Origin of the sequence: Streptomyces sp. NPDC005485 (genome assembly GCF_040606085.1) — a bacterium.
Lineage (GTDB): Bacteria > Actinomycetota > Actinomycetes > Streptomycetales > Streptomycetaceae > Streptomyces.
In genome coordinates, this window is record NZ_JBEXDZ010000051.1 from 33669 (window position 1) to 55746 (window position 22078).

Annotated in this window: 20 protein-coding genes; 17 read left to right on the top strand and 3 right to left on the bottom strand. The window is 69.4% G+C overall.

What is annotated here, in order from left to right:
* The first annotated feature begins 2 nt into the window (after nt 1–2).
* The 15 genes from pafA (at nt 3) to ABZS97_RS19160 (ending at nt 15182) form a co-directional block, all read left to right on the top strand.
* Nucleotides 3–1364: a Pup--protein ligase gene (gene pafA, locus ABZS97_RS19090; RefSeq protein ID WP_019066118.1), complete on the top strand. Its 1362-nt coding sequence runs from the start codon at nt 3–5 to the stop codon at nt 1362–1364.
* Nucleotides 1365–1493: 129 nt separating this feature from the next.
* Nucleotides 1494–2507 carry an FKBP-type peptidyl-prolyl cis-trans isomerase gene (locus ABZS97_RS19095; protein WP_356139295.1) on the top strand — a complete coding sequence of 338 codons (1014 nt, stop codon included), beginning with the start codon at nt 1494–1496 and terminating at the stop codon, nt 2505–2507.
* Between the two features lie 69 nt (nt 2508–2576).
* Complete coding sequence (locus ABZS97_RS19100; protein WP_356139297.1) at nt 2577–2948, top strand: FKBP-type peptidyl-prolyl cis-trans isomerase; 372 nt, start codon at nt 2577–2579, stop codon at nt 2946–2948.
* Between the two features lie 179 nt (nt 2949–3127).
* Nucleotides 3128–4081 carry a WYL domain-containing protein gene (locus ABZS97_RS19105; RefSeq protein WP_356139299.1) on the top strand — a complete coding sequence of 318 codons (954 nt, stop codon included), beginning with the start codon at nt 3128–3130 and terminating at the stop codon, nt 4079–4081.
* A 16-nt stretch (nt 4082–4097) separates the two neighbouring features.
* A complete protein-coding gene (locus tag ABZS97_RS19110; protein WP_356139301.1) occupies nt 4098–5132 on the top strand; it encodes a WYL domain-containing protein in 1035 nt (344 codons plus the stop codon).
* Complete coding sequence (locus ABZS97_RS19115; protein ID WP_356139303.1) at nt 5129–5422, top strand: hypothetical protein; 294 nt, start codon at nt 5129–5131, stop codon at nt 5420–5422. Before ABZS97_RS19110 ends, ABZS97_RS19115 begins: the two co-directional genes overlap by 4 nt.
* Before the next feature lie 10 nt (nt 5423–5432).
* Nucleotides 5433–5639, top strand: coding sequence for a hypothetical protein (locus tag ABZS97_RS19120; RefSeq protein ID WP_356139305.1), 207 nt, complete (start codon nt 5433–5435; stop codon nt 5637–5639).
* Nucleotides 5640–5896: 257 nt separating this feature from the next.
* Nucleotides 5897–6181 carry a Sec-independent protein translocase subunit TatA gene (tatA, locus tag ABZS97_RS19125; RefSeq protein ID WP_356139307.1) on the top strand — a complete coding sequence of 95 codons (285 nt, stop codon included), beginning with the start codon at nt 5897–5899 and terminating at the stop codon, nt 6179–6181.
* Nucleotides 6182–6278: 97 nt separating this feature from the next.
* On the top strand, nt 6279–7184 hold the full coding sequence (gene tatC, locus ABZS97_RS19130) for a twin-arginine translocase subunit TatC (RefSeq protein WP_356139309.1): 906 nt from the start codon (nt 6279–6281) through the stop codon (nt 7182–7184).
* Nucleotides 7185–7282: 98 nt separating this feature from the next.
* Nucleotides 7283–10144 (top strand): DEAD/DEAH box helicase, encoded by a 2862-nt coding sequence (locus tag ABZS97_RS19135; RefSeq protein WP_356139333.1) that lies wholly within the window; start codon nt 7283–7285, stop codon nt 10142–10144.
* Between the two features lie 470 nt (nt 10145–10614).
* Complete coding sequence (locus ABZS97_RS19140; RefSeq protein WP_356139311.1) at nt 10615–12201, top strand: ATP-binding protein; 1587 nt, start codon at nt 10615–10617, stop codon at nt 12199–12201.
* Nucleotides 12198–12605: a roadblock/LC7 domain-containing protein gene (locus ABZS97_RS19145; RefSeq protein ID WP_356139313.1), complete on the top strand. Its 408-nt coding sequence runs from the start codon at nt 12198–12200 to the stop codon at nt 12603–12605. The genes ABZS97_RS19140 and ABZS97_RS19145 overlap by 4 nt, the downstream gene beginning before the upstream one ends.
* Nucleotides 12602–13042 carry a DUF742 domain-containing protein gene (locus tag ABZS97_RS19150; RefSeq protein ID WP_356139315.1) on the top strand — a complete coding sequence of 147 codons (441 nt, stop codon included), beginning with the start codon at nt 12602–12604 and terminating at the stop codon, nt 13040–13042. The genes ABZS97_RS19145 and ABZS97_RS19150 overlap by 4 nt, the downstream gene beginning before the upstream one ends.
* Complete coding sequence (locus ABZS97_RS19155; RefSeq protein WP_356139317.1) at nt 13023–13643, top strand: ATP/GTP-binding protein; 621 nt, start codon at nt 13023–13025, stop codon at nt 13641–13643. The genes ABZS97_RS19150 and ABZS97_RS19155 overlap by 20 nt, the downstream gene beginning before the upstream one ends.
* A gap of 66 nt (nt 13644–13709) precedes the next feature.
* Nucleotides 13710–15182: a cytochrome P450 gene (locus ABZS97_RS19160; RefSeq protein WP_356139319.1), complete on the top strand. Its 1473-nt coding sequence runs from the start codon at nt 13710–13712 to the stop codon at nt 15180–15182.
* Nucleotides 15183–15220: 38 nt separating this feature from the next.
* Here ABZS97_RS19160 and ABZS97_RS19165 read toward each other — a convergent pair whose 3' ends face one another.
* The 3 genes from ABZS97_RS19165 to ABZS97_RS19175 all read right to left on the bottom strand — a co-directional run bounded on the left by ABZS97_RS19165 (nt 15221) and on the right by ABZS97_RS19175 (nt 18085).
* A complete protein-coding gene (locus ABZS97_RS19165; RefSeq protein ID WP_356139321.1) occupies nt 15221–16165 on the bottom strand; it encodes an RluA family pseudouridine synthase in 945 nt (314 codons plus the stop codon).
* Nucleotides 16166–16247: 82 nt separating this feature from the next.
* Nucleotides 16248–17093 carry a siderophore-interacting protein gene (locus ABZS97_RS19170; protein WP_356139323.1) on the bottom strand — a complete coding sequence of 282 codons (846 nt, stop codon included), beginning with the start codon at nt 17091–17093 and terminating at the stop codon, nt 16248–16250.
* A gap of 62 nt (nt 17094–17155) precedes the next feature.
* Complete coding sequence (locus ABZS97_RS19175) at nt 17156–18085, bottom strand: 5'-3' exonuclease (RefSeq protein WP_356139335.1); 930 nt, start codon at nt 18083–18085, stop codon at nt 17156–17158.
* Between the two features lie 173 nt (nt 18086–18258).
* Here ABZS97_RS19175 and ABZS97_RS19180 point away from each other — a divergent pair, with 173 nt between their 5' ends.
* Nucleotides 18259–19347 (top strand): glycine betaine/L-proline ABC transporter ATP-binding protein, encoded by a 1089-nt coding sequence (locus tag ABZS97_RS19180; protein WP_356139325.1) that lies wholly within the window; start codon nt 18259–18261, stop codon nt 19345–19347.
* Nucleotides 19340–21958, top strand: coding sequence for an ABC transporter permease/substrate binding protein (locus tag ABZS97_RS19185; protein WP_356139327.1), 2619 nt, complete (start codon nt 19340–19342; stop codon nt 21956–21958). Before ABZS97_RS19180 ends, ABZS97_RS19185 begins: the two co-directional genes overlap by 8 nt.
* The last annotated feature ends 120 nt before the right edge of the window (nt 21959–22078 follow it).

A 22078-nucleotide genomic window follows, 5' to 3' on the forward strand; every position in this document is an offset into this window, starting at 1 on the left:
TCATGGACCGCCGCATTTTCGGGCTGGAGAACGAGTACGGCGTCACGTGTACGTTCAGGGGACAGCGGCGCCTGTCTCCCGACGAGGTGGCTCGGTACCTCTTCCGCCGTGTCGTGTCATGGGGCCGTAGCAGCAATGTCTTTCTGCGAAACGGCGCACGCCTCTATCTCGACGTGGGATCACATCCGGAATACGCGACACCGGAATGTGACAACGTGACGGAACTTGTCACCCACGACAAGGCCGGCGAGCGCATTCTCGAAGGACTCCTGGTAGATGCCGAACGACGCCTGCACGAGGAAGGAATCGCGGGCGACGTCTACCTGTTCAAGAACAACACCGACTCGGCCGGAAACTCCTACGGCTGCCACGAGAACTATCTGGTGGCGCGTCACGGGGAGTTCTCCCGGCTGGCGGACATCCTCATTCCGTTCCTCGTCACGAGGCAGCTCCTCTGTGGTGCCGGCAAGGTGCTGCAGACTCCGCGCGGGGCGGTGTACTGCGTCAGCCAGCGCGCCGAGCACATCTGGGAGGGCGTCAGCTCGGCGACGACCCGCTCCCGGCCCATCATCAACACCCGGGACGAACCGCACGCGGACGCCGAGCGCTACCGCCGCCTGCACGTCATCGTGGGCGACTCGAACATGTCCGAGACCACCATGCTCCTCAAGGTCGGCGCCACCGACCTCGTGCTGCGCATGATCGAGGCGGGCACGGTGATGCGGGACCTGACCCTGGAGAACCCGATCCGGGCGATCCGCGAGGTCAGCCACGACATCACGGGCCGCCGCAAGGTGCGGCTGGCCAGCGGACGCGAGGCCTCCGCCCTGGAGGTGCAGCGCGAGTACTACGAGAAGGCCGTGGACTTCTGCGAGCGCCGCGGCATCCGCACCGGGACGGTCGAGCAGGTGCTGGAGCTGTGGGGCCGGGTCCTGGACTCGATCGAGGCGGAGGACCTCGACCGGATCGGCACCGAGATCGACTGGGTCATGAAGTACCAGCTCATCGAGCGGTACCGGGCGAAGCACAACATGACCATGTCCCACCCGCGGGTCGCGCAGATAGACCTCGCCTACCACGACATCCACCGCCGGCGCGGTCTCTACTACCTCCTGGAGAGGAAGGGCCAAGCCGCCCGGATCTGCAACGACTTGAAGATCTTCGAGGGCAAGTCGGTGCCCCCGCAGACCACTCGGGCGCGGCTGCGCGGTGACTTCATCCGGCGCGCACAGGAACAGCGCCGCGACTTCACCGTCGACTGGGTGCACCTCAAGCTCAACGACCAGGCACAGCGCACCGTGTTGTGCAAGGACCCGTTCCGTTCCGTCGACGACCGGGTGGAGAAGCTGATCGCAGGAATGTGATCCACAGCTTCCGGCCGATCAGTCGGAACGCAACACCGGGCGCCGTACGTTTTCCGTACGGCGCCCGCGTCACGTCGTAGAGTTGCGCGCACGCCATCAACCAAGATCGACCGATACGAGGCCCCCACCGTGCGCCGACGCTCACTCCTTATTGCCGTACCAGCCGGACTGGTCACACTCGCCGGATGCGGTGACGACGACAAGTCAGACACCGCCAAGTCCAGCAGCAGTCCGTCGGCTTCGGCTTCGGCCTCGGCCTCCGCTTCGGCGCCCCCGCCGCCGAAGATCGTCGACGGTCCGCTTCCGGCCATCACGGCGGGGGTGAAGTTCGACGAGAAGCCGACCGTGGCCAAGGGCAGCGGCGAGCCGTCGAAGGACCTGGCGGTCAAGACCGTGATCGCGGGCAGCGGGAAGACGGTCGCGGAGGGCGACTACGTCCAGGCGAACTACCTGGGCCAGATCTGGAGCACGGCGAAGGTCTTCGACAACTCCTACGACCGCAAGACACCCCTCTTCATCCCGCTCGCCCAGGGCCAGATCATCGACGGCTGGCGCTACGCCCTGACGGGCAAGAAGACCGGCAGCCGCGTCCAGATGGCCGTCCCGCCGACCTGGGGCTACGGCAAGGAGGGCAACGCGCAGGCGGGCATCAAGGGCACCGACACGCTGGTGTTCGTCGTCGACATCGACAACACCTTCAACGCCAAGAGCTCCGCAAAGGGCAAGAACGTCGCCCAGAGCGACGCCGCCCTGCCGAAGGTGGGCACGAACACCGACGGCAAGGCCCCTGCCGTCGACATCCCGAAGGCGGACGCCCCGAAGAAGCTCGTGGCGAACTACGTCATCGAGGGCGACGGCGACGAGGTCAAGGCGGACAGCACCGTCCTCGTGCAGTACAAGGGTGTGCTGTGGGACGGCGGCAAGGAGTTCGACTCGACGTACAAGAGGGCCGCGCTGACGTCGTTCTCGCTGCAGCAGGTCGTCAAGGGCTGGTCGCAGGGTCTGACCGGGAAGAAGGTGGGCAGCCGCGTGCTCATCGTCGTTCCGCCGAGCCTGGGCTACGGAGACAGCCCGCCGAGCGGCAGCGGCATCAAGAAGGACTCCACCCTCGTCTTCACGGTCGACATCCTGGCGAAGATGTAACCCTTCCGGGGATGTGAGACTGTCTGTCTTGCCTCAAGGCCTTTACGCAAACAAGCAGGAGCCAGAAACGTGAGCATCGAGAAGCCCGAGATCGACTTCCCGGGCGGCGAGCCCCCGGCGGACCTCGAGATCAAGGACATCTGGGAGGGCGACGGCGCCGAAGCGGTCTCCGGCCAGAACGTGACCGTCCACTACGTGGGCGTCGCCTTCAGCACCGGCGAGGAGTTCGACGCCAGCTGGAACCGCGGGACCCCCTTCCGCTTCCCGCTGGGCGGCGGCCGCGTCATCAAGGGCTGGGACAAGGGCGTGCAGGGGATGAAGGTCGGCGGCCGTCGCCAGCTGACCATTCCGGCGCACCTCGCCTACGGCAACCAGAGCCCCACCCCGGCGATCAAGCCCGGCGAGACCCTGATCTTCGTCGTCGACCTGATCGCGGTCTGATCGTCGTACGAGGATCGGTCGGCGTCCGATCCGCGTGATCGTCGTACGAGTTGTGTACGTGATCCGATCGGTCCCGATCACCTGGGGCCCATGCCTGTCCGGGCATGGGCCCTCGGCTTTTGCCGCGACACCACGGAGCGGTACGGTCATCGGTCGGAAGCACCATAGGAAGGGCGTCGATGGCCATTGCCAAGGCCGAGCGGCTGATGAACCTGGCGCTGTGTCTGCTCGGGACACGGCGGCCGCTCAGCAAGCGCGAGTTGCGCGAGTCCATCGAGGCCTATCTGGAAGCGGGCTCGGACGACTCCTTCAACCGGATGTTCGAGCGCGACAAGGACGATCTGCGCGAACTCGGCCTGGTCATCGAGACGGTGGAGAACCTCGACGGCGAAGTCGGCTACATGGCACGCCGTGACAGCAACCGGCTGCCGCCCATCACCCTCGACGCCGAGGAAGCGGCCGCCCTCGGGCTCGCCGCGAAGGTCTGGCAGCAGGCCCGCCTCGCGGGCGCGGCGAGCGGCGCCCTGCAGAAGCTGCGCGCCGCGGGACTTCCCGAGGACGTCGACCCGTACGAGTCGCACGGCGCCCTGGAGCCGCGCATCCCCGTGCACGAGGCGGCCTTCGAGCCGCTGATGCTGGCCTGCCGCGACCGCCGCCCGGTCCTCTTCGACTACCGCAAGGCCAACGCCGCGCAGCCCGAGCCCCGCAGCGTGGAGCCCTGGGCCCTGGAGTGCTGGCGCGGCCACTGGTACCTGGCCGGCTGGGACCGTGACCGCAGTGCAGAGCGGGTGTTCCGGCTCTCCCGGATCACCGGCAAGGTCCGCACCCGCTCCGGCCGCTACACCGCCGAAGTGCCCGACGTCGTCACCGTGCGTGAGACGGTGGCGAGCTGGGCGGGGGAGAACGCCGACCGCTCCGCGCTGATCCGGCTGCGCACGGGAGCGGGCTACCCGCTGCGCGCCAAGGCCGCCTCCGTACGGGAACTGGGCGACGGGTGGGACGAGTTGGAGATTCCGTACGGGCACGGGCTGGATGCCTGGCTCGTCGAGTTCGGACCCGACGTGGTGGTCCTGGAGCCCGCCGAGCTGCGGGCCGACGTCGTGGACCGGCTGCGCGCCGTGGCCAAGGGCTGAGGGGGAACGTAGGACAGTGGCAGGAAAACCGGCCAGGCCCACCAGTGCCATCGACCAGACCCGGCGGATGCTGTCCCTGGTGACGTATCTGCGCGAGCGCCCCGGCGCGCGCGTCGGCGACGTGGCCCGCGCCTTCGGCATCACCGAGGACGAGCTGATCTCCGACCTGGACGTGCTTCCCCTGTGCGGCACCAGCTTCCGCGGCGGGGACCTCCTCGACATCGACACCGACGGCGAGCGGATCTGGTGGCACAACCCGGACGACGTCGCCGAGCCGCTGCGCATCGCCGCCGACGAGGCGACCGCGCTGCTGGTGGCCGCCCGCGCGGTGTCCACGCTGCCCGGTCTGCGCGAGGGCGACCGGCAGGCGCTGCTGCGCGCCACCGCCAAAGTGGAGGCGGCCTCCGGCGAGGCGGCGGTTGCCAGCGCACGTCTGTCGGTGACCTTCGAGTCCGAGGGCGGTGTCTTCGCCGACGTCGACCGGGCGATCTCCGAGCGGCGCCGGCTGTGGATCCGCTACTACTCGCCCGCCCGTGACGAGCTCACCGAGCGCGAGATCGACCCGATCCGCCTGGTCAGCGTCGGCCACACGTATGTGGAGGCCTGGTGCCGCCGCTCCGAGGCGCGCCGCACCTTCCGCCTCGACCGGGTGGCCGAGATCCGGATCCTCGACGAGCCGTCCGCGCCGCCCGAGGTCGAGCTCCGGGACCTCTCCGAAGGGCTGGTGCAGCCCGCGGCCGAGGACCCCGAGGTGGTCGTCGAGGTCGCCCCCGGCGGCCGCTGGGTCGCCGAGTACTACCCGCACGACAGTGCCGAGGAGCTGCCCGACGGTGGCCTGCGGATCACGCTGCGTGCGCCCGACCCGGCCTCGCTGCGCCGGCTCGCGCTGCGGCTGGGCCGCGACGGCCGGATCGTGTCGCCGCAGGATGTCGCGGACAGTGCCCGCCAGGCGGCTCGCGAGGCGCTCGCGGCCTACGACGGTGAGCACGGCACGCACGCACCTCTCGGAGTTCAGGACGAGTCGTACGACAGGCAGGAGCGAGGGCTTTGAGCAGGTCGGTGATGTCTGGTATGCCGGAGATTTCGGTCAAGTCCGCGTTCGCTGGAATGACGAGGGTGATTCCCGTGGTGTTCAAGGCCGCCTGCCCCGACTGCCGGGCCCGCCTGGAGCTCTCCGCGAGTGCACTGCGCCTGGCCATCGGCGCCTCCAGCCGCACCACCTTCTACTCCTTCACCTGCCCCGAATGCGGTGCCGCCGTCCGCAAGCCCGCCGGCGAGCGCATCGTCGAACTGCTCACCGGAGGCGGGGTGCGGACCCTGCGGCTGCACTCCACCGTCTAGGCTCGGCGACATGTTCTGGCCGATGCTCGCGATCGCCGTGGGATTTCTGGGAATCGCCGTCCTCGGCGTGCTCGCCGTCCGTGTCTTCCTGGAGGCGGAGCGTCTCGGCAAGCAGGTGGCGGACTCCGCGAGCCGTATCAACCGGGCCGCCGACGACCTGGAACGGGCGTCCACAGGCGCCGCCCGGTCGGTGGATGCGACCGTGGATGCGCTGTGAGTGCCTTCCGGGCGACCTGTGAGTGCTGCGCTCGGTGTGCTGTGGGCGACTTCGCCCTGTCATCTTGTCGGTATCGGCAGGTACGCTGCTGAAGCGGCCCGAAGAGCGAGGCGCGGGTCGCTACAGGGAGTATGCAAGGGCATTGCCTCACGTTTACTCCCGCGGGTTACGATCGCTGCCAAGCGCGGTGGTCGGATGTTTCAGCCCGACGGCCAAGCACCAGACTCCTGTCGCCTCGGTGAAGAAGGTATACAGCTATGGGTAGGCTCGGCCCCACCGAGATCATTCTCATTCTCGTCATCGTCGTGCTGCTGTTCGGAGCCAAGAAGCTTCCTGACATGGCGCGTTCCCTCGGCAAGTCCGCTCGCATCCTCAAGAGCGAGGCCAAGGCCATGAAGGCCGACGACAGCAAGGACGCCGCGGCCGGTCCTCCGACCGACGCCGAGCAGGCTGCCGCCCAGCGCACCATCCAGGCCGCTCCCGGAGACGTGACCAGCTCGCGCCCGGTGACCGAGCCGACCGACCGTACGACGCAGCGCTAACCCCAGCCGGGTCGCCGGAGATCGGCCCGACTCTCTAGGACGAGGACGTAGGTTGCTCAAGCCTGCCCGAAGGAAAGAGAAGGATCCCGAGGGGCGGATGCCTCTCGTGGACCACCTTCGCGAGCTCCGCAACCGGCTCGCGAAGGGCATGTTGGCGATCACGGTCGTCTCCATCGTGGCTGCCTTCTACAGCCAGGAACTGATGGAGTTCCTCACGGATCCGGTGCCGCGCTGCACCAAGGGCCTGGGCGAGGCGACCGGCGGTTCCTGCGCCGTCATCGCGTACACCGACCTGCTCTCCCCCTTCACCACCACGGTGAAGGTCAGCGTCATGGCGGGTGTGGTCCTCTCCAGCCCGATCTGGCTCTACCAGCTGTGGGCGTTCATCGCGCCCGGGCTCCACAAGAGCGAGCGGAAGTACACGTACGCCTTCGTGGCCGCGGCCGTGCCGCTCTTCTTCGGCGGTGCCGCGCTCGCCTACACGATTCTGCCGATCAGCATGCGCGTCCTGCTGGGCATCACGCCCGACGGCTCGGCGAACATCCTGCCGATGGACAAGATCCTGGACTTCGTCGTCCGGATGGTGTTGATCTTCGGCGGAGCCTTCGAACTGCCCCTGATCCTGGTCATGCTGAACTTCACCGGCATGGTGACCGGGCGCAGGATGGCCGGCTGGTGGCGCGGTGTCGTCATGGGCGTCTTCATCTTCGGTGCCGTGGCGACCCCCACCACCGACCCGTTCGGCATGATCGCGCTCGCCGGACCCATCGTGATCCTGTACTTCATCGCGGTCGGCGTGTCGATGCTCAACGACAAGAGGCGTAACCGACGCAATCCGGACGCCGACCTGGACGACGACGAAGCCTCCGATCTTGATCTCACGCCGGAGGCGATCGGCGAGGTCGAGACCGTGTCGGCGTCGAAGGCCCTGCCAGAGCAGGGGAGCGGGAACACCGAGGGCGCGTCCTCGGGCCGGGTGAACGGGTACGACGACTTCACCTGATCCTGATACGACCTGCGCGAGGGGCCGGACGGACATCCGTCCGGCCCCTCCGTCGTGCCGGTGATCCGCGATGGTGATCCATGTCCGTGATCCGGATATTGATCGTCCTGTTGTCAGTGGCTGCCGGTAGTCTCGAAAGCACGATGACAGAGGACCTCTCACCGGCCGAGCGGTATGCGGCAGCACGTAAGCGCGCTGCTGAGCAGGCCACCGCGCTCGCCCCCTTCCGCGAGATGTACGACTTCGGCCTCGACCCCTTCCAGATCGAGGCCTGTGAAGCTCTTGAAGGGGGCAAGGGCGTCCTGGTGGCCGCGCCCACCGGCTCGGGCAAGACGATCGTCGGCGAGTTCGCCGTCCACCTCGCCCTCCAGCAGGGCAAGAAGTGCTTCTACACGACACCCATCAAGGCGCTGTCGAACCAGAAGTACGCCGACCTGTGCCGTCGCTACGGCGCGGACAAGGTCGGCCTGCTCACCGGCGACAACAGCGTCAACTCCGAGGCTCCGGTGGTCGTGATGACCACCGAGGTCCTGCGGAACATGCTGTACGCGGGCTCGGGGACCCTTCTCGGCCTCGGCTACGTGGTCATGGACGAGGTGCACTACCTCTCCGACCGCTTCCGCGGAGCCGTCTGGGAAGAGGTGATCATCCACCTTCCCGAGTCGGTGACCCTGGTCTCGCTCTCGGCGACCGTGTCGAACGCCGAGGAGTTCGGCGACTGGCTGGACACCGTGCGCGGCGACACCCAGGTGATCGTCTCCGAGCACCGGCCCGTGCCGCTGTTCCAGCACGTGCTCGCCGGACGTCGGATGTACGACCTCTTCGAGGAGGGCGAGGGCCAGAAGAAGGCCGTCAACCCCGACCTCACGCGCCTGGCGCGCATGGAGGCCAGCCGTCCCTCGTACCAGGACCGCAGACGGGGCCGCGCGATGCGCGAGGCGGACCGCGAGCGCGAGCGTCGACAGCGCTCGCGCGTGTGGACGCCGAGCCGTCCCGAGGTCATCGAACGGCTGGACGCCGAGGGGCTGCTCCCCGCCATCACGTTCATCTTCAGCCGCGCCGCCTGCGAGGCGGCCGTCCAGCAGTGCCTGTACGCAGGCCTTCGGCTGAACGACGACGAGGCGCGGGTGCGGGTGCGTGAACTCGTCGAGGAGCGCACGGCGTCCATCCCCACCGAGGACCTGCACGTCCTTGGGTACTACGAATTCCTGGAGGGCCTGGAGCGCGGCATCGCGGCCCACCACGCGGGCATGCTGCCGACGTTCAAGGAGATCGTCGAGGAACTTTTCGTCCGCGGCCTGGTCAAGGCCGTGTTCGCGACGGAGACGCTGGCGCTGGGCATCAACATGCCCGCCCGCTCGGTGGTGCTGGAGAAGCTCGTCAAGTGGAACGGCGAGCAGCACGCCGACATCACCCCCGGCGAGTACACACAGCTCACCGGCCGTGCCGGCCGCCGCGGCATCGATGTCGAGGGCCACGCCGTCGTGCTGTGGCAGCGCGGCATCAGCCCCGACCACCTGGCCGGACTCGCGGGCACCCGCACCTATCCGCTGCGCTCCAGCTTCAAGCCGTCGTACAACATGGCCGTGAACCTGGTCGAGCAGTTCGGCCGGCACCGCTCGCGTGAGCTGCTGGAGACGTCCTTCGCGCAGTTCCAGGCCGACAAGTCGGTCGTCGGGATCTCCCGGCAGGTGCAGCGCAACGAGGAGGGGCTCGACGGCTACAAGGAGTCGATGACCTGCCACCTCGGCGACTTCGAGGAGTACGCACGGCTGCGCCGCGAACTCAAGGACCGCGAGACGGAGCTCGCCAAGCAGGGGGCGGCGCAGCGCAGGGCCGAGGCGGCCGTCGCGCTGGAGAAGCTCAAGCCGGGCGATGTCATCCACGTCCCGACCGGCAAGTACGCGGGGCTGGCTCTGGTCCTTGACCCGGGGCTGCCCGCCGGCCGGTCCAACGGCCACCGGGGCTTCGAACAGCACGACGGGCCGCGCCCGCTGGTGCTCACCGCCGAGCGTCAGGTCAAGCGGCTCGCGTCGATCGACTTCCCGGTGCCCGTCGAGGCGCTGGAGCGGATGCGCATCCCGAAGTCCTTCAACCCGCGCTCCCCGCAGTCCCGTCGGGATCTGGCGTCGGCGCTCAGGACCAAGGCCGGGCACATCGTCCCGGACCGCCACCGCAGGGGCCGGGCGGCCGCGGCCGACGACCGTGAGATCGCCCGGCTGCGCGCGGACCTGCGCGCCCACCCCTGCCACGGGTGCAACGACCGCGAGGACCATGCCCGTTGGGCCGAGCGCTACTACCGGCTCAAGCGGGACACCTCGCAGCTGGAGCACCGCATCGAGGGCCGGACGAACACCATCGCCCGCACCTTCGACCGCATCGTCGCGCTCCTGACCGAGCTGGACTACCTGCGGGGCAACGACGTCACCGAGCACGGCAAGCGACTCGCCCGGCTGTACGGCGAACTCGACCTGCTCGCCAGCGAATGCCTGCGCGCCGGGGTCTGGGAAGGACTCGCCCCGGCGGAACTGGCGGCCTGTGTCTCGGCGTTGGTGTACGAGGCCCGGGTCGGCGACGACGCGATGGCACCGAAGCTTCCCTCGGGCAAGGCCAAGGCTGCGCTCGGCGAGATGGTCCGCATCTGGGGCCGGCTCGACGCCCTGGAGGAGGACTTCCGGATCACCCAGTCCGAAGGTGTGGGCCAGCGCGAGCCGGACCTCGGCTTCGCCTGGGCCGCGTACCAGTGGGCGTCCGGCAAGGGTCTCGACGAGGTGCTGCGCGAGGCCGAGATGCCTGCCGGTGACTTCGTGCGCTGGTGCAAGCAGGTCATCGATGTGCTCGGGCAGATCTCCGCGGCCGCCCCCGTCTCCGGCGGTGAGAGCTCGACCGTCGCGAAGAACGCACGCAAGGCGGTCGACGGACTGCTGCGCGGAGTGGTGGCCTACTCGTCGGTGGGCTGAGCGACTGAGCGGCCGGCGGCAGTACTGCCGCCGGCCTCCAGTACGACCCCGGCGGCACCGTCCCCGGCTCCCCCTGCGTGACCGCCGTGCCTACCTGAGGTGACCGGTCGGCGCCGGAGCCGTACCCCCACCTGCCGATGTCCGGTCCGGCCCGGCCGGCCCCGTTCCGGGGCCCCTTTCCCGCGGTCGTTCCGGGCTTTTTCGTATGCCCGTACGCCGTCACGCACCGTGTGCGAATGAATCCTGAGCGTGTAAATGGAGCCGAGGGTACTCCTGTCGCGTGGGTGATTTCAGGTGCTTGCTGAATATGACACAGCGATGATCCGGTCGGACTAAGCTCGCCCGCAGCGCACCGAGTTGAGATGTATTCGGGCGCTTGTTCCCAAAAGTTCCGAAGATTCAGTTTGAACCGCGATGATTCCCCCACAAACCCCCCCGACCCCCAAGCCGACCTGTCTCAGAGGGCATACATGGTGAGTGTTCAATCGCCTCCCGCTGGCCGTGAACTTCCCTACGCGCGCTTGCTGTTGCTGCCGGCCATAGTGATGGCCGCGGCGACCGGAGCCGCCGTCGCCGTAGTGACGGAACCCGCCCGGATCGCCGTCGGCTGGTGCGGCGCCGTCGCGATGCTCCTTGTGCTCGCGAGCGCGGCCGAAGCCGTGCGCCGCGGCCGCATCGCTCGCGACGCGCGCGCCGAACTCGCGCGCCGGACCGCGTACTTGGAACAGCGCATCGCCGCCCACGACCAGCAGATCGTGCGCCTCGGCAGCGATCTCCTGCCCGGCGCACTGCAGCAGCTGCGCGGCGGAGATTCCCCCGCGGAGGTGATTCGCACCTTCATCGACGGCGACCCCGTCAACCGCGAACTCCCGCGATCGCAGCGCGATCTGCTGCGCACCGTGCTGCGCATCATCGACCGCGAGGAGTCGATGCGCGACGCCGCGCAGCGTTCCTTCGTCAACATCGCCCGGCGCGTCCAGGCGATCGTCCACCAGCAGAACAACGAACTCCGCGAGATGGAGGAGGACCACGGGCGCAACCCCGAGGTCTTCGACGACCTGCTGCGCATCGACCACGGCACCGCGCTGATCGGCCGTCTCGCCGACTCCATCGCCGTACTCGGCGGCGGCCGTCCGGTCCGCCAGTGGCCCGAGCCCGTCACGCTGTTCAGCGTGCTGCGCGGCGCCATGTCGCGCATCCTGGAGTACCGCCGTATCGAGCTCCACTCGATCGCCGACATCGCCGTCAGGGGTGGATCGGTCGAGCCGCTGATCCACGCCGCCGCCGAACTCCTCGACAACGCCACCCGCTACTCGCCGCCGCACACCAAGGTGCACGTCACCGCCGTCGAGGTGCAGACCGGCATCGCCATCGAGATCGAGGACGGCGGCGTCAGCCTCAGCGAGGAGGCCCGCGCCCGCGCCGAGAACCTGCTGCTGCAGGCCCAGCAGGGCGTCGACCTCAACGTCCTCGGGGAGGCCCCGCGACTCGGCATGGCCGTCGTGGGCCGTCTCTCGCAGATGTTCAACATGCAGGTGTCGCTGCGCCAGTCCGCCTACGGCGGTGTGCGCGCCATCCTCGTCGTACCGCACGACATGCTCACCAACGAGCCCGCGGTCGGCGCCGCCCACGGCATCGGCGCGGCCTCCAGGCCGACCCTGGACACCGGCGGGGTCGAGGGTCCCGCACGCAAGCCCAAGAAGCGCCGCCCGACGACCGGCCCGCGCATCCCCGCTCCGAACGGCGCATCGATGGAGGACGACGTTCCGGAGGTCACCGAGTGGACGGCCAACGGCCTTCCGCAGCGCCGCAGCAGGGTCACGGTCCCCCTCAGCCAGCGCATCGCCGAGGCCCGCGCCGCGGAGGCGGCCGCAGAGGCCGCGGCGGCCGCGGCGCCCTCCTGGGCGCAGCCCGCCCCGGAGGAGAAGGAGCCCGAACCCGGCCTGTGGGTCGAGGCGTTCATGAACGGGCTCAAGGGCGATCCGGACCCGGCCCTCGCCGACCCGAACATCCAGCCGGCCCACCTGGAGGCCGATGACGAGGGGGACCTCAAGTGATCCAGCAGCGAGCCAACTTCGACTGGATGCTCAAGGAGCTCGCCGACGGCGTCGCGGGCATCCAGCAGATCGTGGTGCTCTCCGCCGACGGACTGCGCATCGCCCGCTACGGCGGCGACCCCGACCAGGCCGACCGCGTCGCCGCCGCCTGCGCGGGTCTGCAGAGCCTGGCCGGGGCCGTGGCGGGTGAACTCCCCAACAGCGACGGCCGGATGCGCATGGTGATCATCGAGATCAACGGCGGCTACTTCTACCTGATGGCGGCGGGTCCCAACGCCTATCTCGCGGTGCTCGCCAACATGAGCGCGGAGGCGGGGATGATGAGCAACCGGATGCGCGACCTCGTCGTCCGGATCGGCGCCCATCTGACGAGTCCGCCCCGACGCAACGGGCAGACCGTATGACTCCTCCGCAACGCCAGCGGCGCTACCCCAAGGAAGAACCCCCGGAGCCTCCCGGCAAGGCCGGCAACGCCGAGGACGGCGACGACGGCAAAGAGGCCAAACCCGGGAAGAACCCCGAACGCCTCTACACCATCACGGGCGGAGTCGAGGACGGCGACCGGGCCGCCCTCGACCTGGTGACGTTAATCGTGGCGCGCGCCGACGTGTCGCCGCCCACCGCCCAGCCGGAGCAGTCGGCGCTGCTCCGGCTCTGCACGGCCCCCCTGTCCGTGGCCGAGCTCTCGGCCTATCTCAACCTGCCGTTCAGCGTGGTGACCGTCCTGCTCACCGAGCTGCTGGCGGCCGAACTGGTCCAGGCGCGCGCCCCGATCGTCCGCCAGGCGCTCCCCGACCGTTCCCTCCTCGAAGCGGTGATGCATGGACTTCAAAAGCTCTGACACCATCACGGGTCCTCGCGCCGAGGACCATCTTCCGCACACGGCCACCGCCGCCGTGAAGATCGTGATCGTGGGCGGTTTCGGGGTCGGCAAGACGACCATGGTGGGCGCTGTCAGCGAGATCAAGCCGCTGACCACCGAGGAGACCATGACGCAGGCCGGCGTCGGAGTCGACGACAACTACGGCTCGGACACCAAGACGGCCACCACCGTGGCCATGGACTTCGGGCGCATCAGCATCACGGAACAGCTGGTGCTCTACCTCTTCGGCACCCCCGGTCAGGAACGCTTCTGGTTCCTGTGGAACGGCCTGTTCGAGGGCGCCCTCGGCGCGGTCGTCCTGGTCGACACCCGCCGCCTGGAGGTCAGCTTCGACGTGATCGGCCGCCTGGAGGAGCGCGGGGTGCCGTTCGTCATCGCCATAAACGACTTCCCGGACGCCCCCGGCTATCCCATCGAGGACCTACGGGCCGCGCTCGACCTGGCGGACGACATCCCGATCATCAAGTGCGACGCCCGCCGCCGGGCCTCCAGCCGGGACGTCCTGATGACGCTGATGCGCTTCCTGCACTCCCTCGCGATGACCTCGACGCCCGCCTGACACCCGTACGCACCGCAGACCTCTCCCCAAGACACCGGATCCAGATCAGTTTTCGGAGCGATCACCGTGACGCCTGAACCCTCTTTCCCGGCCGGGACCGACGACTCCGTGCTCGGCCCGCCGCCCGGCTGCCCCGCCCACGACCTCGGACCCGGCGGGCTGCACCGGCTCTACGGCCCTGAGGCGGACGACCTGGGAGCGCTGTACGAGAAACTCCGCGCCGAGCACGGGAACGTGGCCCCCGTGCTGCTCCACAACGACGTGCCCATCTGGGTGGTGCTCGGCCACGCGGAGAACCTGCACCTGGTGTCCACCCCCTCGCAGTACGCGCGCGACAGCCGGCTGTGGACCGCCGTGCAGGACGGTTCGGCGGGCCCCGACCACCCGCTGGCCCCGCACATCGCCTGGCAGCCCATCTGCTCCTACGCCGAGGGCGACGAGCACCTGCGGCTGCGCGGCGCCGTCACCGGCGCCATGTCGACCATCGACCACCGCGGAGTGCGCCGCCACATCAACCGCGCCACGCAGCGGCTCGTCAACCGCTTCTGCGAGGAGGGCCGCGCCGACCTGGTCGGCCAGTTCGCCGAGCACCTCCCGATGGCCGTGCTGTGCGAGATCCTCGGTATGCCCGAGGAGTACAACGACCGCATGGTGCAGGCCACCCGCGACCTGCTCAAGGGCACCGAGACCGCGATCGCCAGCAACGAGTACGTCAACGGCGTCCTCACCCAGCTCACCGCCCGCCGCCGGGCCCATCCCGAGGAGGACTTCACCAGTCAGCTCATCACCCACCCGGCGGGGCTGACCGACCAGGAGGTCACCCAGCACCTGTGGCTCGTGCTGCTCGCCGCGTACGAGGCCACCGCCAACCTGATCGCCAACGTCCTGCGCATGGTCCTCACCGACCCGCGCTTCCGGGCCCAGCTCAGCGGCGGCCAGATGACGGTGCCCGAGGCGGTCGAGCAGTCCCTGTGGGACGAGCCGCCCTTCAGCGCGGTCCTCGGCTACTTCGCCAAGCAGGACACGGAGTTGGGCGGCCGGCGCATCCGCAAGGGCGACGGGCTGCTCTTCGGCATCGCGCCGGGCAACGTCGACCCGCGGGTCCGTCCCGACCTCAAGGCCGACATGCAGGGCAACCGCTCGCACCTCGCGTTCGGCGGCGGCCCGCACGAGTGCCCCGGTCAGGACATCGGCCGCGCCATCGCCGACGTCGGCGTGGACGCCCTGCTGATGCGGCTTCCCGACGTCCAACTCGCCTGCAAGCAGGACGAGTTGCGCTGGCGGGCGTCGATGTCCTCACGCCACCTGGTGGAGCTGCCGGTCCGGTTCGCGCCGAACCAGCCGCAGGACGTCATGCAGCAGCCCGGCATGCGCCCGATGCCTCAGCAGCGCACGGACTGGCACGTCTCGACCCCGCAGCCGCAGCCCACGGCTCCCGCGCCGCAACCCGCGACGGCGAACCGGCACATGCCGGCCCCGGAGCCCGCGCACCGACTGGGCGCCTGGCAGCGCTTCCTGCGCTGGTGGCGGGGCTACTGAGCCTGCCGCGCCCAGCGCGGAGTGGGCCGGGCGGGTGACTACTCGGCCCACTCCTCGTACGACGACCAGGCCGCGAGCACCCGCGCACTGCGGAACCGGTGCTCCCGCCCCGTGACCGGATCGGTGAACTCCAGCCCCCGCGCCAGCAGTTGGAGGGGGCGCCGGAAGTCACCGGCCGGCACGGGGCCGGTCACCACCGGGTAGAGCGGATCGCCGAGCAGGGGCACGCCCAACGCGCTCATGTGCACGCGCAGTTGATGGGTCTGGCCGGTGCCGGGCGTCAACCGGTAGAGCCCGCGCCGAGCCCGCCGCTCCAGCAGCTCGACCGTGCTCACGGCGTTCGGCTCGCCCTCGACCTCCTGGGCGGCCATCACCCCGCGCTCCTTGAGGATCCGGCTGCGCACCGTGCGCGGCAGCACCAGCCCCGCGTCGTACGGGGCCACCGCCTCGTACTCCTTGCGCACCAGCTTGTCGCGGAAGAGCGACTGATACGCGCCCCGCTCCTGCGGTCGTACGGTGAACAGCACCAGCCCGGCCGTGAGCCGGTCGAGCCGGTGCGCGGCCCCGAGCGCCGGGAGGTCCAGCTCCCGTCGCAGCCGGGCGAGGGCGGTCTCGGCGACATGGCTGCCGCGCGGGGTGGTGGCGAGGAAGTGCGGCTTGTCGGCGACCACGATGTGCTCGTCGCGGTACACGACGTCGATGGCGAAGGGCACGCGCTCCTCGTCGGGCAGCTCCCGGTGGAACCACACGAGCATGCCCGGTACGTACGCCGTGTCGGCGGTCACCGCCTGTCCGTCGGCCCCGACGAACTCTCCCGCGTCGAGCATCCCGTCGACGACCCCGGGGCCCGCCCCAGCGAGCCGGTCCACCAGATGCTCCCGCACGGTGGCCCACGCTTCGCCCTGCGGCAGTTTGATGCGCACCGGATCCACCCCGCGGCGCTGCGGCAGGGGCGAGGGCGGAATCCGGGGCTTTCGTCTCATCACGATCAAGCGTACGAGGCCGCGACCGCCTCGGAAGGCTCCTCGATCGCGGTCCGCGCCGGCAGAGCCTGCCGAGCTCGGCTCAGGCGTTCGGTGAGGCCTTCTCCTGCTCCGCCTCCACCTGCGCGTTCCACTCCCGCTTCGACGCCTGCCAGCCGTCCTCGTTGTGGCCCAGGCGCCAGTAGCCGGAGATCGAGAGGTCCTCGCGCGGGATCGCGCGCTCGACCCGCAGCACCTTGCGCAGCTCCTTCACGAAGGCCGCCTCGCCGTGCACGAACGCGTGCACGCGGCCCTGAGGGAACTCCAGCGCGCGGACGGCCTCGACGAGCGCCCGGCCGAGAGGGCGCTCCCCGCGATGCAGCCAGACGACCTCCGCGTCGGAGTCGATCTTCTGCTCCTCCTCGGGGCCGGAGACCTCGATGAAGGCGCGGACCACGGCGCCGTCGGGCAGGGACTCCAGTGCGGTGGCGATCGCGGGCAGCGCGCTCTCGTCACCGGCCAACAGATGCCAGTCGGCGGCCGCGTCCGGCGCGTAGGCGCCGCCCGGGCCCATGAACCGTACGGTCTCGCCCGGTTGGACGCGCACCGCCCATGGACCGGCGAGACCCTCGTCGCCGTGCACCACGAAGTCGAGCGTCAGCTCACGCAGTTCGGGGTTCCAGGCGCGCACGGTGTAGGTCCGGGTCACCGGCCACTGCTCGCGCGGGAACTCCTCGCGGATGCGCTGCATGTCGAAGGGCTGGGGGTAGTCGACGCCCTCGGGGCCGAAGAGGAGTTTCACGTAGTGGTCGGTGCAGGTGCCCACCGAGAACTCGGCAAGGCCGTCGCCGCCCAGCACCACGCGCTGCATGTGGGGCGTGAGCCGTTCGGTGCGAACGACGCGCGCGGAGTGCGGCTTCGGAGTCCTGCGTGCCGGACGCTCTGCCATGACGGCCTCCCAGTTCACTTGCTTAGGCTTACCTAAGTTAACACCTTCCCTCAGTTAACACCTCACACCTGAAGAGTCGAAAGCAACCTCTGCAATGATCCGCCCAGGCCCCAGCGGGCCGCGAGTTCGTCCAGAGCGGCCGGATCGCGGGGCGTGTGCGGCAGCGCGGTGTCGACATCCGGCAGCGGAACGTCACCGGCGACCCGGACGACCGTGGGCGCCACCGCGACGTAGGGCCGCGACTCGTCGAGCCGCTTGCGCTGCGAGGGTGTCAGCTTCGCCTTCGGGTCGTCGAGCGCCGCCATGATGCCCGCCACGTCGCCGAACTCGGCGAGCAGCTTGGCCGCCGTCTTCTCGCCGATGCCGGGCACGCCCGGCAGACCGTCACTCGGGTCGCCGCGCAGCAGTGCCAGATCCGCGTAACCGGGTCCGTCCACCCCGTACTTCTCGCGCAGCCATGCCTCGTCGGTGAGCTGCAGGGTGCCCACGCCCTTGAGGGGATACAGGACGCGGATCTCCCGCTTGTCGTCCACGAGTTGGTAGAGGTCGCGGTCGCCGGTGACGATGTCGACCGGGCCGGTGGCGCGCCCCGCGAAGGTGCCGATCACGTCGTCCGCCTCGTACCGCGGCACGCCCACGCGCGCGATGCCGAGCGCGTCGAGGACCGCCTCGATCACCGGCACCTGCGGCGACAGGGTGTCCGGCACCTCCTCCTCGTCCGGACCGAGGTCGTGCTCCTCGGCCACCCGGTGCGCTTTGTAGGAGGGGATCAGGTCGACGCGCCACTGGGGGCGCCAGTCCGCGTCCATGCAGGCCACCAGGTCGTCCGGACGGTGGTCCTTGACCAGCCGGTCGATGAATTCGAGCAGCCCGCGCACGGCGTTCACGGGCGTGCCGTCCGGGGCCTTCACCGATTCGGGAACCCCGAAGTAGGCACGGAAGTACAGAGAGGCGGTGTCGAGCAGCATCAGGCGTCTGGTCACCCTTCGCATCATGCCGTACGCCACCGACAGCGACCCGGAACCGGCCGCGCCCCGACACCCGAGGCAGTTCGAGACCGGCAGTGACCTGGGCCACTTCCGCGTTTGCTTCGGGTAAGCGGGGGCAGGTGCCGCCTTCTGAGCGACGACGGTTGCGCTTTCAATCGTCCGGACGAGAGGTAGACGTGTCATCCAGGCTTGAGGCAGAGCATCTGTACAAGGTGTTCGGAAGACGGGCGGACGAGGCGGTGCGCCGGCTCAGGGCCGGAGCGGACCGCGAGGAGCTGCGCGCCGACGGCACCACCGCAGCGGTGATCGACGCGTCCTTCACGGTCGAACCCGGCCAGATCTTCGTGGTCATGGGTCTGTCCGGATCCGGCAAGTCCACGCTGCTGCGCATGCTCAACGGACTGCTGGAGCCCACCGACGGGCACGTTCGCTTCGACGGCCAGGACCTGACCGGGCTCAGCGCCCGCGCGCTGCGCGAGGTCCGCTCGAAGAAGATCAGCATGGTCTTCCAGCACTTCGCACTCTTCCCGCACCGCAGCGTCCTGGAGAACGCCGCCTACGGCCTGTGCGTGCAGGGCGTGCCCCGCGCCGAGCGCAACGAGCGGGCCGCCCACGCCCTCGAACTCGCCGGGCTCGCCGGCTGGGAGAAGTCCTGGCCCGACGAGCTGTCCGGCGGCATGCAGCAGCGCGTCGGCCTCGCCCGCGCGCTCGCCACCGACGCCGAACTGCTGCTGATGGACGAGTCGTTCAGCGCGCTCGACCCGCTGATCCGCCGCGACATGCAGGACCAGCTGATCGAACTGCAGCGCAAGCTCAAGAAGACCATCGTCTTCATCACCCACGACCTCAACGAGGCCATGCGCCTGGGCGACCGGATCGCCGTCATGCGCGACGGCCGCATCGTCCAGACCGGCACCGCCGAGGACATCCTCGTGCGCCCCGCGAACGACTACGTCGCCTCCTTCACCCAGGACGTCGACCGCTCCCGCGTACTGACCGCGGGGGCCGTGATGGACACCGCCGTCCAGGGCGACGAGGTGTCGTGCGCCTGCGAGACCGCGACCCCCGAGACCTCCTTCGTGGAGCTGTGCGCGATCAGTGCCCGGGTGACGCACCCGGTCGCCGTGCTCGACGCACAACGCAAGCTGGTCGGCCGGGTGCCCCGGCAGCGCCTGGTCGGCTTCCTCGGCGACCAGCAGGGCGAGCCCGCACCCTGCGACAACCCGCGCGGCAAGTCCGTCAAGGTGGTGAAGGCCGATGCCTAGGATCTCCTTCGGCGACTGGGTCAACGACGCGGTCGACTGGCTGCTCGCCCACATGTCGTGGCTCTTCGACTTCGTCAAGACCGTCTTCCAGGGCACCTACGACGGCATCGACGCCGTCCTCCAGGCCCCTGAACCCCTTCTCCTGGCGGGCATCTTCGCCGTCATCGCGTTCTGGCTGCGCGGCACCTCCGCCGGCGTCCTCACCTTCGTCGGATTCGCCTTCATCGACTCCCTCGACCTGTGGGAGGACGCGATGATGACCCTGTCGCTCGTCCTCGTGGCGACACTCATCGCGCTCGTCGTCTCGGTGCCCGTGGGCATCTGGGCGGCGCGCTCCGACCGGGTCAGCGGCATCGTCCGCCCGGTCCTGGACTTCATGCAGACGCTGCCCGCGATGATCTACCTCATCCCGGCGATCCTGTTCTTCGGCACCGGCGCCCCCGCGGGCATCGTCGCCACCCTGATCTTCGCGATCGCCCCCGGCGTCCGCATGACCGAGCTGGGCATCCGCCAGGTCGACAAGGAACTCGTGGAGGCCGCCGACGCGTTCGGCACCACGCCCCGCGACACGCTGCTGCGCATCCAGCTGCCGCTGGCCCTGCCCACCGTCATGGCGGGTGTCAACCAGGTCATCATGCTGAGCCTGTCCATGGCCGCCATCGCGGGCATGGTCGGCACCGACGGTCTGGGCGGCGCCGTCAACGAGGCCATCGGCCAGGTCAACGTCGGCCTCGGCTCGGAGGCCGGCGTCGCCATCGTCATCCTGGCGATCTACCTGGACCGCATGACCAGCGCCCTGGGCACCCAGGTCTCCCCGCTCGGCCGCCGCTCCCTCGCCAAACTCCGTGCCGCGCAGGGCCTGAAGATCTGGTCCTACCGCCCCCGGCCCGCCGTGGCCGTGGTCGGCGTGGTCGTCCTCGCCCTGGTCGCCGGCGGCATGGGCGTCTTCGGAGGTTCGACCTCCACGGCCACCGCCACCGACGCCGAGAACGTCGGCCAGGGCAAGAAGGTCACCATCGGCTACATCCCGTGGGACGAGGGCATCGCCTCCACCTTCCTGTGGAAGGAGATCCTTCAGGAGCGCGGCTTCGAGGTCGACACCAAGCAGTTCGAAGCGGGCCCGCTGTACACCTCGCTCGCCTCGGGCGACATCGACTTCCAGACGGACTCCTGGCTGCCGACCACCCACGCGCAGTACTGGAAGAAGTACGGCGATCAGCTCGACGACCTGGGCTCCTGGTTCGCCCCGACGTCCCTGGAACTGACGGTGCCCGCGTACATGAAGGGCATCGACTCCCTGGAGGACCTCAAGGGCCAGGCGTCGAAGTTCGGCGGGAAGGTCACCGGCATCGAGTCCAGCGCCGGAATGATGGCCATGCTCAAGAGCAAGGTCCTCAAGGAGTACGGCCTCGACAAGGAGTACAAGGTCGTCGACAGCTCCACGCCCGCGATGCTGGCCGAGCTGAAGCGCGCGTACGCCAAGAAGCAGCCCCTCGTCGTCACGCTCTGGTCGCCGCACTGGGCGTACAGCGACTACAAGCTGAGGAAGCTCAAGGACCCGAAGGGCGCCTGGGGCAAGGGCGACGGCGTGCACACCCTCTCCCGCAAGGGCTTCGCCCAGGACAATCCGGTCGTCGGCGGCTGGCTCAAGAACTTCAGGATGACCGAGCCGCAGCTCACCGGCCTCGAGGCGGAGATCAACAAGGCGGGCAAGGGCAAGCAGCAGGACGCCGTGCGCACCTGGCTGAAGAAGAACCCGGGCCTCGTCGACAAGCTGGCCCCGGTCAAGAGCGCCGGCGCTGCCGCCGAGGCGAAGCGCTCCCTCGACGTCGCCTGGTTCCCCTGGGACGAGGACGTCGCCGTCACCTACCTGTGGAAGAACGTCCTTGCCCGGCGCGGCTACACGCTGAACCTGAAGCAGATGGACGTCGGCCCGGTCTACACCGGCCTCGCGAGCGGCGACCTCGATCTCAACTTCGACGCCTGGCTGCCGTACGCCCAGCAGAACTACTGGGACAAGAACAAGAACGACCTGAGAGACCTGGGCACCTGGTACCGGCCAACCTCGCTGGAGATCGCGGTTCCGTCGTACGTCAAGGACGTCAAGTCCCTCGAGGACCTCAAGGGCAAGGCGGACACCTTCGACGGGCGGATCATCGGCATCGAGCCGGGCACCGGCGAGATGAACCTCCTCAAGAAGAAGGTGCTGCCCGGCTACGGCCTCGACAAGGAGTACAAGGTCGTTGACGGTTCAACGCCCGCGATGCTGGCCGAGCTGAAGCGCGCGTACGCCAAGAAGAAGCCGGTCGCCGTCGTCCTGTGGTCCCCGCACTGGGCCTACAGCGAGTACAAGCTGACCAAGCTCGCGGACGACAAGAAGCTGTTCGGCGAGGGCAACACCATCCGCACCATCTCCAACAAGGAGTTCCCCGGGCGGTACCCGCAGCTCACGAAGTGGATCAAGAACTTCAGGATGAGCGAGGCCGAACTCGGCAGCCTGGAGAGCGAGATCAAGCAGGGCGGCCAGGGCCACGAGGAGGAATCCGTGGCAGCGTGGCTGAAGGAGCACCCGGAGATGGTGGAGCGGATGACTCCGCAGCAGACCGGATGACTCCGCGGTAGTACGACAGCGGTCGTGGGGGGGGGGGGGGTGGGGGGGGGGGGGGTGGCCCCCCCCCCGCCGGCGGCCGGGCCCCCGGCCCCCTCCGGCCCACAACACCCCCCGCGAGTC